The organism is Micromonospora deserti, from assembly GCF_003236335.1.
Taxonomy (GTDB): Bacteria; Actinomycetota; Actinomycetes; order Mycobacteriales; family Micromonosporaceae; genus Micromonospora; species Micromonospora deserti.
In genome coordinates this window covers 1-14625 of the sequence record NZ_POUB01000044.1, presented here as the reverse complement: position 1 = coordinate 14625, position 14625 = coordinate 1, and the positions used below count along the sequence as shown (strand labels likewise).

The 14625-nt window shown below is 68.0% G+C and carries 7 protein-coding genes; all 7 read left to right on the top strand.

Going from position 1 to position 14625, the window contains the following annotated elements; genetic code table 11:
- The first annotated feature begins 608 nt into the window (after positions 1-608).
- The gene (locus C1I99_RS09575; RefSeq protein WP_233512431.1) at positions 609-1853 is read left to right on the top strand and encodes an ABC transporter substrate-binding protein; all 1245 of its coding nucleotides are present in this window, start codon (positions 609-611) and stop codon (positions 1851-1853) included.
- 82 nt (positions 1854-1935) lie between these two features.
- Positions 1936-2883 (top strand): carbohydrate ABC transporter permease, encoded by a 948-nt coding sequence (locus C1I99_RS09570; protein ID WP_233512430.1) that lies wholly within the window; start codon positions 1936-1938, stop codon positions 2881-2883.
- A gap of 4 nt (positions 2884-2887) precedes the next feature.
- Positions 2888-3805 carry a carbohydrate ABC transporter permease gene (locus C1I99_RS09565; RefSeq protein WP_111133854.1) on the top strand — a complete coding sequence of 306 codons (918 nt, stop codon included), beginning with the start codon at positions 2888-2890 and terminating at the stop codon, positions 3803-3805.
- A gap of 68 nt (positions 3806-3873) precedes the next feature.
- Positions 3874-5754, top strand: coding sequence for a glycoside hydrolase family 127 protein (locus C1I99_RS09560; RefSeq protein ID WP_233512429.1), 1881 nt, complete (start codon positions 3874-3876; stop codon positions 5752-5754).
- Between the two features lie 134 nt (positions 5755-5888).
- Positions 5889-10628: an Ig-like domain-containing protein gene (locus tag C1I99_RS09555; protein ID WP_233512428.1), complete on the top strand. Its 4740-nt coding sequence runs from the start codon at positions 5889-5891 to the stop codon at positions 10626-10628.
- A 73-nt stretch (positions 10629-10701) separates the two neighbouring features.
- Positions 10702-13875, top strand: coding sequence for an OmpL47-type beta-barrel domain-containing protein (locus tag C1I99_RS09550; RefSeq protein ID WP_438941396.1), 3174 nt, complete (start codon positions 10702-10704; stop codon positions 13873-13875).
- 43 nt (positions 13876-13918) lie between these two features.
- Positions 13919-14551 (top strand): hypothetical protein, encoded by a 633-nt coding sequence (locus tag C1I99_RS09545; protein ID WP_111133851.1) that lies wholly within the window; start codon positions 13919-13921, stop codon positions 14549-14551.
- The last annotated feature ends 74 nt before the right edge of the window (positions 14552-14625 follow it).

Here is a 14625-nt window from a genome sequence, read left to right as displayed (position 1 = left end):
AGCGGAGGACGGCGTCGAGAACGGCTCAGTTTTTACTCGTACGACATCTTGCCGAAACCGTTTTCGTACGACACGCTAGCGGCGGAAAGTGACACCCGTCACCTCGGCCGCGGCGGTGCCGACGTGATGCACGAGCTGTGCCGGATCCGGCGGGAGGCGGAGGAGCGATGGGGACATCCGAGGCATCCCGCACGGAGGCCGTGCGGGCAGCAGCGTTGTCGGAGGTGAGCTCAGCCCGTCGAGCGATTTTGCGCGACGGGCCGCGCGGAACGTCCACATCGCACGGCGGTTCGGCGCGCCGCCGGCGCCGATCCGGGCACCACGCCCTGACCCTGCCGCGTCGGCGGAGTGCCGGCTGCTGATCGGTCAGCCGCATTGCACCGTGGCCAGCACTGCCGCCGGCGGGGAAACCCTCGCCGACCTCGCCGAACCGGCGGGCGTCGAGCTGTAGCCCCACCTCATCGAGAAGAACGAAGGTCATTCCCGGAGTGAACCCCGGCTCGTGGGGGCCGCTAGCGGCTCCCTCCGAGCGATGAACCCTAGGAGAGAAGACCATGAGGAAGACAGTGGGCAGGCGTACTGCCCTACGTTCGCTGGCAGGAGCCCTTGTGGCGACGCTGACCCTCGGCGTGGGCGCGTGCGGCAGCGATGACCCGAGTGGCCCGAGCGCCGCCGAGGCCGGCCCCAACGGCATCGACGACGGCAGCGAGCTCACCCTGTGGACCCGCGCCCCGCTCGAGAAGCAGGCGAAGCTTCTCGTCGACGCCTACAACTCTAGCCACCAGAACAAGGTCAAGCTGACCGTCGTTCCTAACGACGACTATGTCGCGAAGGTCGGTGCGGCGGCAGGCTCGGGTGGCCTACCGGACCTCTTCGCCGCCGACATCGTCTACGTGCCGAACTGGGTGAACCAGGGCCTGTTCCAGGACCTCAGCGCAAACATCAACGGCCTCAGCTTCAAGGACTCGATCAACAAGGGGCACCTCTCGGCCGGCAAGCTCGACGGCAAGGAGCATGTCCTGCCCTTCGTGCTGGACCTGTCGATGCTGTTCTGGAACAAGCAGTTGTTCAGGGATGCCGGACTGGATCCGGAGAAGGCCCCGGCAACGCTCGAGGAGTACGCCGCCGCCGCCAAGGCCGTCCAGGCAACGAAGAAGGACGGCGTCTACGGCACGGCGGCCGGCCTGAACTGCGGCGGGTGCCTGGTCTTCACCTGGTTCCCCTCCATCTGGGCCGGCGGCGGTCAGGTGCTGGGTGCGGAAGGCACCGAGTCCAAGCTCGCCGACGACACCGCCCAGAAGGTCTACCGCACCTGGCAGGACCTGTGGAAGTCGGGCGCTGTGCTGCCCTCCTCGGCGGGGGAGACGGGTCCGACCTGGACCGCCGGATTCACCGAGGGCAAGGTCGGTCTGATGTTCTACCCGGCGACGCTGCTCTCGTCGACCCCGTTCGACGTCGGTGTGGCCGGGATCCCCGGCCCTAACGGCGGTGCCTCCACCTTCGTCGGTGGCGATGGCATCGGTGTTTCGAAGGACTCCAAGAAGGGGGCGCAGGCCTGGAACTTCCTGAGCTGGATGATGTCTGAGGAAGCCCAGGTCGAGGTGCTGGCGAAGAATAAGGACGTGGTGTCGCGCGCCGACCTCGCGAACAACAAGTACGCCGTCGAGGACCCGCGGCTGGTCACCATCAACGAGGTGGCCGGTAAGGGTGACACCCCCGTCGCGCTGAACTTCCAGCAGGCGTTCAACGCGCCGAACAGCCCGTGGCTGACTCTGGTCCGCAACCAGGTGCTCAACGGAGGCGGCGACCTTCAGAAGGACAACGCCGAGATCACCGCCGTGCTCAAGCAGTAGCTGTTCACCGCAGGCGTGTGCCGACCGGCGACTTCTTCGGCCCGGCATACGCCTGCGGTGGGACCCGCACGCCCTCACCGATATGCCCGCGCTGAATGAACAAGAGGCTCCGATGAGCGTCACCGCACCCTCTCGCCCGCCCAGCCCGGCGGTGCGTGGCCGCGCCCGTCCTCCCGGGCGTCAGGCACTGCTCGGCTGGCTCTACGCGACGCCGACAGCAGTCTTCGTCGTGCTGCTGTTCGCTGTGCCGCTGCTGCTCGTCGTCAAGATGTCGGTGTCGAGATGGCCGCTGCTGACCGGCGACCAGGGAATCAACGCGCCCGACAACTTCGTGAAGGCGATCAACCATCGCTTCTTCACCGACTCGGTGGTGTTCACCGTCAAGTACACGGTGCTCGCGACCGTGCTGTTGCTAGCTCTCGGGTTGGGGCTGGCCCTGCTCGTGCAGGAGTCGAGCCGGTGGAACAACCTGCTCCGGGCCTCGTTCCTGATTCCCAGCGCCCTCGGGCTGGCCTCGGCGTCCCTGTTGTTCTACGTGCTCTACTCGCCGTACGCGAGCCCGCTGGCACCGGTGATGGATCACCTGGGCGTCACCTTTCTCGGTTCACCGAACGCGGCGCTCTTCTCGACGACCTTCCTCATCGTGTGGCGTTACGCCGGCTTCTACATGGTGCTCATGCTCGTCGGCCTGCAGGGCATACCGGCGGACGTGTACGAAGCCGCCCGCTCGGACGGCGCCAGCCGATGGCAGACCTTCCGAAAGATCACCCTGCCGCTGTTGCGCCCGACGCTGGCACTGACCACCGTGCTCTGCGTGACCGGCTCCCTGCTTGCCTTCGAGCAGTTCTACATCCTGACGAAGGGCGGTCCGGATAACAGCACCATCACCGTCGTCCAACTTATCTACATGGTGGCGTTCCAGGGACAAAACGACCTAGGAGTGGCGGCGGCCATCTCCGTCATCGTGCTGCTGGCCCTGATTCTCATCAATGCGCTGCAACTGCGCGCGTTCCGGTCCGAGGAGAGCTGAGCCGATGGCCGTCCTTTCCCGATCCAGCTCGACCGCGGCCGGCGGACCACCTTCGCCACCCGATTCGGCGCCGGTTGGTCCGACCAGAACGAATGGTGTCACGATCGCTGGCATCGCGCTGCGCACGCCGTACTGGGTTTTCACCGGAGCGGTGGGATTGATTTTCCTGGCTCCGCTGCTGTGGACGGCGGTCGCCTCGGTCGCCCCGCAGGCCGGCACGAGCCAGACAGATGGCTGGGGGATCGGCAACTACGAAACGCTGGCAAACTATCAGGCCGGCATCTGGTGCTACCTCGCGAACTCGGCGTTCGTCTCCCTGACCACGGTCGCCCTGACGCTGCTGATCTCCTTCCTCGGCGGGTACGCGTTCGCGCGGTTCCGCTTTCCTGGCAGGAACATCCTGTTCCTGGTCACGCTCGCCATCCTCATGGTTCCGTACGCGACGCTGCTGATCCCGCTCTACGTGCTGCTCAACAAGGTGGGGTTGCAGAACTCCCTCGTCGGCGTGGCCCTGGTGCTCACGATGTTCCAACTGCCGTTCTCCACCTTTCTGATGCGTATCTCCTTCGAGGCGGTGCCACGCGAACTCGACGAGGCCGCGATGGTCGACGGATGCTCATCGTTCAGCGCGCTGTGGCGCGTGCTGCTGCCTGCGGTGAAGCCGGGCCTCATCACCGTCGGGCTGTTCGCATTCCTCGCCGCGTGGAACGATTTCATGGCACCCCTGATCCTCATCAACGACACCGAGCGCATGACCCTTCCGCTCGCGGTGTCGAATCTGCGCGGCCAGGTCCAAGGTGTCGTCGACTACGGGGCGACCGAAGCGGGCGTCGTCGTTCTCGCCCTACCGTGCATCGTTCTGTTCCTGCTACTCCAACGACACTACGTGCGGGGCTTCATGTCCGGTGCGCTGAAAGGATGACAATGAGCGGCACCGCGCCTACGGCCGCGCCTGTCCTGCCGATCCGTGGTCGATTCCGGCCACTCGGGTTGGACGAAGTCCGCGTCACCGGCGGATTTTGGGCCGAGCGTCAAAAAATCAACGGCGTCGCGACACTGGAGCACATCGAGCACTGGCTTGAGCGAGAAGGCTGGATTCGGAACTTCGACCTTGCCGCGCACGGCGACCTTTCCCGTGATCGCCGCGGACGCGAATTCTCCGACTCTGAGGTCTACAAGTTCATCGAGGCGATGGCGTGGGAGATCGGCGGGACCGGCGATGCGGAACTCGAGTCGAGATTCCGAGCCGTCGTGCGTCGGGTGGCCGCGGCGCAAGAGCCCGACGGTTACCTCAACACCAAGTTCGGTCGCCCGGGGCAGGCACCGCGGTGGTCCGACCTTGAATGGGGCCACGAGCTCTACTGTGTCGGTCACCTCCTCCAGGCCGCGGTCGCCCGCGCCCGGACGCGTCCAGGCGCCGACGACGGGCTGCTCGAGGTCGCCCGCCGCGCTGCCGACAACGTGTGCGAGACGTTCGGACCGGACGGCATCGACGGCCTCTGCGGGCACCCGGAGATCGAGAGCGCGCTGGTGGAGTTCGCCCGAACCACCGGTGACGATCGCTACCTGGCCCAGGCCGCTCTCTTCGTCGACCGGCGGGGCCATGGCCGGCTCAGCGATGTGGAATTCGGTCGGGAGTACTTCCAGGACGAGCTTCCCGTCCGGCAGGCGACAGTTCTGCGTGGGCACGCGGTGAGGGCGAACTATCTCGCCGCCGGCGCCGTCGACGTCGCGGTCGAACTGAAGGAGGCCAGCCTGCTGGAAGCGGTACGCAACCAGTGGAAGAACGCGGTGGCGCGGCGCACGTACATCACCGGCGGGCAGGGCTCACGCCACCAGGACGAAGCGTTCGGCGGGGACTGGGTGCTGCCCCCCGACCGCGCCTACTCCGAGACCTGTGCCGGTATCGGCTCGGTGATGCTCGCGTGGCGGCTGCTACTCGCCGACGGCGACCCTCAGTACGCCGACCTCATCGAACGGACCCTCTTCAACGTGGTGTCGACCTCCCCGTCGGCTGACGGGCGGAGCTTCTTCTACACCAACACCTTGCACCGCCGTGAGCTCGGCACCCTTCCCGACGCCGACCAGCCCAGCCTCCGCGCGGCGGCCTCGCTGCGGGCGCCCTGGTTCGAGGTCTCCTGCTGCCCGACCAACGTCGCTCGCACCCTGGCCAGCTTGACGGCGTACGTCGCCACCGTCGACGACGAGGGCCTGCAACTGCACCAGTACCTGCCCTGCACCGTCGAGCACCGCCTCGCCGACGGGCGTGACCTGTGCGTGACGGTTGCTACCGACTACCCTCGCAGCGGGCAGATCCGGGTGCGGATCGACAGCGACGACGACCACCCCTGGTCGCTGTCGTTGCGAGTGCCCGACTGGGCGGCCCAGGGGGCGACGGTGACCGTTGCCGGGGACACCCGGCCGGTCGGCCCGGGTGTCGTCACCGAGCGACGGACGTGGCGACGCGGCGAGGAGATCGTGCTCTCCCTGCCGATGGCGCCCCGGTTCACCTACCCGGACGAGCGCATCGACGCGGTCCGTGGCTGCGTCGCCGTGGAGTACGGCCCGCTCGTGCTCGCCCTGGAGTCCGTGGACGTCCCGGGCATCCAGACGGTCGACGAAGTCCGCGTCGACACCAGTCAGCCGCCCCGCCTGGTTGACGGCAGGGTCACCGTGCGCTGCCGGCGGGTACATCCGCAGAACCACGAATGGCCCTATCGGACCGACGCGGCCGAGTCGGCACCGGTGGTCGGCCAGGGGCTCGACGAGGTGGCGCTGGTGGAGTACCACGCGTGGGCCAACCGAGGGCCCTCGACGATGCGCGTCTGGCTCCCCACGGTGCCGACCAGCCGGAACGTGCCGGCGAACTGACGTGATGTCAACGCTGCCGGTCAAGGGCTGGCCACGTCCGCCGGCAACCACATACCGCTCGAACCCCCACCACGGCGCAGCGCTGGTGTCGCCTCGCCCCGGCAGGCAGCACCGATAGCAAGGAGGAAGAGAACATGACCCGTAGACGCGTGAGGAGGGTGCCCCTCTGGGTCGCCCTGGCCGCGCTAGTGGTGGGCGGGACGGTCGTGCCGGCCCCGGCCCACGCCGCCAGCCCGATCCTGCCCGGCAACGAGGGTGACGTAGGCGTTTACACCAACGGGCAGAGCCACGCCATGGACATCGGCGATCCCGTCTACAGCAACGTCGGCGAGGTCGCCAACCAGCTCAAGCCCGGCGTGCCGTTCACCGCGGCGAACATGCACCAGTCGATCTTCGACAAGGACCTCGCCGCCGGCGGGACGGACTACTACCTCGACCGCGTTCTGGGCGTGCGCGGAACCCTCGGATCAGCGGTGCTGATGACCCGCGGCCGCTCCCTGTACCTGCGCGGCGCGAGCAACAACAACTTCACCGTCATGGGCTTCGCCGGCAGTGCGCACGTCGGCGGCCCCAACAACCTCGGCAACCTGTACACCGTCACCGTGCCCGGGCAGACCGTCACCGAGGTCAACGCGAACCGGTTCAACGCGCCGAGCCACGCCAAGAGCCGCTACACGATCGGCACCACCGGGGTCACCGCCGATCTGACCAAGTTCATCACCTACGACAACGTCGCGGTCACCGCCATCGACTTCGCCAACCCCGGTGGCTCGGCGGCCACCTTCACCGTGCGCGCCGCCTCGCCGCTGGCGACACAGGCCGGACAGGGCACGGCCGAGCTCACCGGTACCCGCACCATCACCAGTGGGTCCAACAACGGACTCGTCGACACCGCCTGGGACTCGATCAGGATCAACCTCACCGGTACCGGTTTCAGCCGTACCGGGACCAACCTCGACCGCGAAGTCACCGTGCCCGCCGGCGGGTCGGTGTCGCTGTCGGTCGTCGGTGCCGTCTCCTCGGCCACCCTGCCCAAGACGGTCGAGAGCTACCAGGAGTACGCCGGGATGTCGCCGGCCACGGCCGTGCGTACCGGCATCACCGAATTCAACCGCCGCTGGGCACAGGACGTCCCCTACATCAACGTGCCCGACCCCGCACTGGAGAAGGCCATCGTCTACCGCTGGTGGGGTGAGCGGTACAACACCCTCGACGCCAACGCGTCCGGCCACGTCTACCAGTACCCGACGACGATCGAGGGGGTGAACCTCTATCAGAACGCCGTGGCGCTGACCCAGCCGATGCACCTGCAGGACACCAAGTGGCTGCGTACGCCCTATCTGCCGTACGGCCAGATCCTCAACATCGGCGAGCTGTCCGGCTCCTCGGCCTTCCTGGACAGCCCGGGGCACACGAGCTGGAACAACCACTACTCGCAGTACCTCGGCACGGCCGGGCTCGAGGCCTACAACGTGCACGGTGGTGGTAAGGAGATCGCCCGGAAGTTCGCCCAGTACTTCGAGGGCGACGGCGTCGGCCAGCTCGAGCACTACGACGGCAACAACGACAAGCTGATCGCCTACGACACCAACTACATGCCGGGCAACGACGCCGACGCCATCACCTTCGGCTACCCGAAGACCAACGCCGGCGCACCCGGCGCGCGGACGATCGAGCGCCCCGAGTCGGCGTACGTGTGGGGCGCGTTCGACGCCGCCCGGCAGCTCTACCAGATCTCCGGCGCCGACCAGGCCAAGGTCGACCAGATGGCGACCGGCGCCAACGACATCCGCAGCGCGGTCCTCAACCGGCTGTGGAGCCCCGACATGCGGATGTTCCTGGCCGGCACGTCGCACGGTGCCACCAGCGCGGCCAGCTCCAACGGCAGGCCCAACCCGCTCCCCACCTCAGCTCGTGACCTGATCCCGGCCAAGGAGTCGAACCTCTACGACATCTACGCCGAGAACCTCATCCCGTTCGACCAGTGGCAGACGTACGTCGACGGGTTCCGTTTCCTGACCTACGGCGACAACTTCCCGATCTTCCCGTTCTACACCGCCAACCAGTACGACCGGTCGGCCTACGGGATCGGCGGCTCCAACAACTTCTCCAACATCAACTTCACCGTGCAGTACCGCGGCGTCCGCTCGGCGCTGCGCCACTACGACCCGGAGCAGAAGTACCTCAACCCGGCCTACGCCAAGCGGCTGCTGGACTGGATGGCCTGGAGCGTCTACCCGGGTGCGGACATGCGGGTCGCGAACCAGGCGGAGTACTACTCCAACTGGAACCCGACCACAAAGACCTACAACCGCAACAACCCGAACCACATCATGCTCGGCAACATGAACTACATCCTCGTCGAGGACATGGCGGGCCTCCAGCCGCGCTCCGACGACAAGATCGAGCTGTGGCCGATCAAGTTCGGGTACGAGCACTTCATGGTCAACAACCTGCGCTACCACGGGCAGGACGTCACCATCGTCTGGGACCCCGACGGCAGCAAGTACGGCCTGGGCGCCGGCTACAGCCTGTTCCTGAACGGTGAGAAGAAGGTCAGCACCGACAAGCTCGGCAAGCTCACCTACGACCCGAACACCAATCAGGTCCAGGCCGAGGACGGCCTGACCGTCACCTTCACCGCGACGAACGGAACCGGCTTCCCGAGCGCGGTGAACACCTCGATCGAGGACAACCGTGTCGTCGAGTACCTCAAGACGGCCGGCATCGACCTCACCGAGGACGCGCCGAACCTGGCGGCGGGAGCCGACCTCAGCTCGTCGTACACCCAGCAGGGCGTGCGGCCGACGCCCTGGCGGCAGTTCCACACGCCAGGCTGGAGCACCACCTCGATGAACTACACGCCCGGCGCCATCAAGGAGACGGAGCGGCCCGTGTCGCTGGCGGCCGTGACCGACGGAGTCACCGCCAACGAGCCGTACTGGGGCAACTACGGCACGACCGAGCGGAACGGCTTCATCGAGCTCGACCTCGGGTCGGCCAAGTCCTTCGACAACGTGAAGGTGGTCTTCGCCAGCGACCGCCAGGCCGGTGGCTACCGCGAGCCCGCCCGCTGGTGGGTCCAGGTGCCCGACGGTAACGGAGGGTGGAAGGAGGTGCCGGACCAGTTCAAGAACCCCACCGTCCCCGCGGCGAAGTTCAACGAGGCGCTCTTCAAGACCGTCAGCTCGAACAAGCTGCGCATCGCGTTTACGAACAACCCGACCTTTTTCACCGCCATCTCCGAGATCCAGGTGTTCGATTCCGGACGCGACGTACCGGAGGTCTCCAACCAGGCACCCGTCGTCACCGCGACGCGCGACGGCTCCGCGGATGGCAACCTGTCCACCCGCCTGGTCGCCACGGCCTTCGACGACGGCATCCCGTACGACAGCGAGCTCACCTTCGGCTGGGAAACCGTATCGGCACCACAGGGAGCGGGCGTCATCTTCTCCGACGCGAAGGCGCTGACGACGCGGGTTACCGGCACGGTCGCCGGTGACTACGTGTTCCGCTTCTTCGCCAACGACGGCGAGAAGCGGTCGGAGGCGACCGTGGCGGTGACCCTCGCCAAGCGAGACGTCGTCGCGGAGTTCGGCGCCTCGGCGACGATCAGCACCAGCGGCACCGCATCGTGGGAGAACCACCAGCGGGTCAACGAGGCCACCACCCCGATCAGCTCGAGCCCGGGCGCAGGGAACGGCTGGGGTAACTGGGGACAGACGCAGAACGGCACCAGCCCCGAGCGCGAGGCGTGGATCCAGTACCGGTGGAACTCACCGGTGCGGCTGTCCTCGACCGACATCTACTGGTACGACGACAACGGCGGCACCCGCCGGCCCACAGCCAGCACCTACGCCATCGAAAGCTCCGAGAACGGCACCACCTGGGCGCCCGTCACCCTCACCGACGGATCGACGTACGCCGGGGGACTGGCCATTGACACCTTCAACCGCTTCAACTTCGAACCGGTCACGACCAGCTACCTGCGCATCCGCATCTGGGGTGTCATGGGTAGCGGTGCGGGCACGGGCGTGCTGCGCTGGCGCGCCAACGGCGAGACCGTCGACTCGGTGCGCTCGCCGGTGCTGATCCGCACCGGCGTGGGCCTGGTGCCAACCCTGCCGAGCACGCTCGACGCGGTCTACGCCAGCGGCGCTCGCGGCACCGTCGCGTTCAAGTGGCAGGAGATCACGCCCGAGATGGTCGCCGAGCCCAACGTCGACCCGTTCGTGGTCTACGGCACCAACGACGCGTACGGCCTGATCGCCGAGGCCCGCATCTACGTGCGGTCCGAGATGTCCCCAGGCGGCATCTCGATCCAGGGTGCCGAGACGTTCGAGCAGACCGTCGAGGTGGGCGAACTGCCGTACCTGCCCACCAAGGTGGAGGTCTCCTACAACGACGGCTCCCGGGACAACCAGGCCATCGGTGTCAAGTGGAACTTCGACGAGGAGATCGTCAACACCCCTGGTCGCTACACCGTCATCGGTGACCTGATCCTGCCGGAGTACGTCAGTGAGGCCGGCACCACCCGGACCACGCTGACCCTCACCGTGGGCGACGGCGGCACGGCGGAGCCGGCGTGGGACGTCGAGGTCCAGGCACGCACCCAATGCATGGGCGGCAATGTCTACGTCTCGGTCAACGCGCGCAACGCCGACGAGGTGCCGCTCACCATCGAGCTCATCACGCCGTACGGATCGCGCACGGTCGCCGACGTCGCGCCCGGGAAGTCGGCCTACCAGGCGTTCAACTCCCGTGCCAAGTCGGTGCAGGCCGCAACCGCGACGGTGAAGGCCACCGGAACGGTCGACGGCAAGCAGGTGACCGCGCAGTTCGAGGCGCCGTACAGCGCGCTCAGCTGCGGCTAGCCCTTCGCGGGGTGGCGGCGCCCCACCAGCGCCGCCACCCCTGGCCCCACGCAACAGTGAGGAGATCGACACCGTGAACACCAGCGTGGTGCGCGGCGCCGTCCCACCAGCCCGCCGGCCGTTGCGCAGGTTCCGCGGGGTGGTTGCCGCAGCGGCGATCGCCGGGCTCGCCGCCGGCGGCCTGGTCGGGATCACCCCGAAGGCCTACGCCGCCGAGCCCAACTCGTACACCTTCACCAACTCCGTCAACCCGATTCTCGGCGACGGCAGTTACTACTCGGCCGATCCGGCACCGGTCGTCGTGCCGGCCGGCGCCCCCGGCAACGACACCGACGGCGACCAGCTCTACATCTACACCGGCCACGATCAGGCCGGACCGTCCACCAACGACTTCATCATGAACGAGTGGGGAGCGTTCCGTACCGCAGATGTCGAGGCGAGGAGGTGGACCCACTACCCGTCGCTGATGCGCCCGGAGCTGGTCTTCGCCTGGGCCACACCGGGCCGCGCGTATGCGGGACAGGTGATCCGGGGCGTGGACGGGCGCTACTACTGGTACGTCCCGATCCACGAGCGGGACAGTCCGGCGACCGACAAGTTCGCGATCGGCGTGGCCGTCTCGGACAGCCCGACCGGCCCATGGACCGACCACGCCCGCGGGCCGATCATCTCCCAGCGGGTGCCCGCCGCCAACAACATCCACAACATCGACCCGACGATCCTCATCGACGGCCAGGCCCCCAACCAGCGGGTGTACATCTGGTGGGGCTCGTTTGGCCAGCTGCGGATGCTTGAGCTCCAGCAGGACATGAAGACCCCGGTCGGCATTCCGCGCTCCGTCACCGGCCTGACCGGCTTTTTCGAGGGTGCCTGGGTCTTCAAGCGCAACGACACCTACTACATGGCGTACGCCGGCAACAACGCCGGCCCCACCTCGCCGTGCACCCCGGCGAACTACCACGCCTGCCTGGCGTACGGGACGGCGTCGTCGCCGGAAGGGCCGTGGACCTACCGGGGGACGGTGCTCCGGCCGGTCTCCTCGACGACGAGTCACCCGGGCATCCTGGAGTTCAACGGCAAGTGGTACCTCGCCTATCACACCGCTGACGCCGTTGGCGGCGGTCACTTCCGCCGCTCCGTGGCGATCGACCCGCTCGAGTGGGACGACACGCAGACTCCACCGCGGATGAAGCTCGTCACGCCAACGCCGATCAGGGGGCGCGACCTCACCCCGCGGGCGAACATCGCCCAGGAGGCAAGGGTCGTCGTCTCCAACGAGCCGGTGCCCACGCAGTACTGGGTGAAGGCGCTCAACGACGAGATCGTCCGCTCGAACCCGCTGCCGCCGGACATGTGGGGGACCTGGACCGGCAACAACCCGGCCCAGCAGTGGGTGCAGTACACGTGGGACCAGCCGATGCGGATCACCGGTTCGCAGATCGACTTCTGGAACGACCAGCCGCAGGGGACGGGTGTGGGCGTCGCCGCGCCCGCCCGCTGGCGCATCCAGTACTGGAACCTCGACACCGGGCAGTGGGCCGAGGTGCCGAACCCGAGCGGCTACCCGACCAGCACCCAGGGCTTCCAGAACACCATGTTCGATTCGGTGACCACGACCCAGGTCCGCGCGGTGTTTGACGCGTCCAGCAACGGCAGCACGTACTCGGCGGTGGCGGTCGAGGAGTGGAAGATCCTCGCCGCGCAGCCGGAGTCCGTCACCGCTCCCGCGATGACGGTGGAGGTGGGGGAGACCGAGCTGGCCGACAACGTTTCGGCGTCGTTCGGCACCGAAACGCTGCGGCTGCCGGTCTTCTGGGACCCGGTGAAGCCGGAGGACGTCGCGAAGCCCGGGACGTTCGTCATCCAGGGCACGGTGCTCGGCTATGCCGCCGGCCGCGTCTCCACGTCGGTCACGGTCGTCTCACCAGACGACACGGAGGGCGACGAGACCCCGCCGACGCTGACGCTCACGCCCAGCGGCAGCGCCGGCGGCGCCGGCTGGTTCCGGTCCGCGGTGCGGGTGCGCGTCGCCGGTGTCGACGACCGGGGCGGCCGGATGACCATCGAGTCGCGGGTGAACGACGGCCAGCCGGCCGTAACGAACGAAGTGCGGTACGTCGACGTCACCGTCTCCGGGGACGGCCAGCACACCGTCAGGGCGACCGCGACCGACCGCGCGGGCAACGTCTCGCAGCCCGCTGACCTCGCCGTACGCATCGACGCCACGGTACCGGTCAGCACGGCCACCGTGCACAGCGCCACCCGGGCGGTCACGGTGGCCGCGAGCGACGCGACCTCCGGAGTCTCTCGGATCGAGTACGCGATCGGTGCAGGCGCGTGGACCGTCTACAGCGGTGCCATCGCCGCACCCGACTCGAACCGGCACACCGTGTCGTTCCGCGCACTCGACGTGGCCGGGAACCTGGAGACCGCCAGGACGGTCAGCATCCCTGCGGACCTGTCCGGGCCGCTCACCGGCAACATCGGGCCCATCGCGACCCCGACCGCCTCCTACACCGCGAGCTGGAACAACGTCACCGCGCTCAACGACGGTGCCGACCCTGCGAGCCCGAGCCAGGCGCAGATCTGGGGCACCTGGTCCGGCACCCGCCCGGCCACCCAGTGGGTCCAGTACGACTGGGCACGCCCCGTGCGGGTCACCGGCACGGAGCTCAAGTTCTGGCGGGACTCCAACCGCGGCAGCGGCGAGGGCGTCGCCGAGCCCGACGGGTGGGTGCTGCAGTACTGGGACGAGGCCAGCTCGGCCTGGCGGGACGTGACCGGCGCGTCGGCCTACGGCACGAGCACCACCGTGTTCAACACCGTCACCTTCGACCCCGTCACCACACCTCGGGTGCGGGCCACGATCCGGGCCAACGGCAACGGCACCACCTACTCCGCCGTCGCGATCACGGAATGGCGGGTCGTCGCCGACGACCCGGGCGTCCAACCCGAGCTGCCCGTCACGGTGACGGCGCAGGCGCGGTGCGTGGCCGGGAAGGCGTATGTCGCTGTGCAGGCGCGTAACGACCATGCCGCGCCGGTGGACATCGCGCTGGAGACCGCGTACGGCTCGCGGTCGTTCACGGACGTCGCGCCGGGCGCGAACGCCTACCAGTCGTTCGCTACGCGGGCGGCCTCGGCGGCGGCGGGTTCGGCGACGGTCCGCGCCAGCGGGTCGCTCGACGGCAAGGACGTGACGACGGTTCTCACCGCGGAACATTCCGGGGTCAACTGCGCCGGGTGACCCCAGTCAAGCCCAGTAACCACAAGTGACAAATGGAGCATCGATGAACACATGGAATCGTAGGCGGCTGCTCGCGGCCGGTGCCGCGGGTGCTGTTCTGGCAGGGACGGTGGCGTTGCAGTCGCCGGCTCTGGCCGAGCCCGGCGACAGCGCTGACGTGCGGGTGACGGTCGAGATCGAGGAGATCAAGGAGCCGGGCGTGCTGGCCCTGTCGGTCGCGGGCGACTCGGTGGCGTTGTCGGAGGACGGCTCGACCCTGCTGGTCCGCCAGTTCGTCGGCACTCTGCCGACGGTGACGGTTACGGACACCCGTACGGCCGACGAGGTGCCCGACAACGCCGCCTGGGCCGTCCTGGGTAGCGCGACGGATTTCGCGGGCGGCGCCGGCCAGGCCCCGATCAGCGCCGCGCACCTCGGCTGGAAGCCGCGGCTGCTGGACGGTGGCGAGACGGGGTTGGTCAGCGAGGGCGAGGAGGTGGTGACCGTCCTCGACGAGCCGACCCAGCCTGGCAACAACGTGGGTCTGGTCGACCAGGAGTTGCTGGTGTCGACGTTCGATTCCGGCGCCGTCGCCGGTGACGCGTACTCGGTCGACGCCGACCTGTTCCTGCGGGCTCCGGCGGATGTCGCCGCGGGTTCGTACACCTCGACCTTGACCCTGTCGCTGTTCGAGTAAGAGCAGGGTGGGGGTTGCCGCGCGGCGACCCCCACCCTGCTCTTACTCGAACAGCGACAGGGTCAAGGTCGAGG

What these genes read in the sequence shown, in the direction of transcription:
- C1I99_RS09565 (WP_111133854.1), top strand. Translation starts at nt 2,888, where the DNA reads ATGGCCGTCCTTTCCCGATCCAGCTCGACCGCGGCCGGCGGACCACCT.
- C1I99_RS09545 (WP_111133851.1), top strand. Translation starts at nt 13,919, where the DNA reads ATGAACACATGGAATCGTAGGCGGCTGCTCGCGGCCGGTGCCGCGGGT.
- C1I99_RS09555 (WP_233512428.1), top strand. Translation starts at nt 5,889, where the DNA reads ATGACCCGTAGACGCGTGAGGAGGGTGCCCCTCTGGGTCGCCCTGGCC.
- C1I99_RS09570 (WP_233512430.1), top strand. Translation starts at nt 1,936, where the DNA reads ATGCCCGCGCTGAATGAACAAGAGGCTCCGATGAGCGTCACCGCACCC.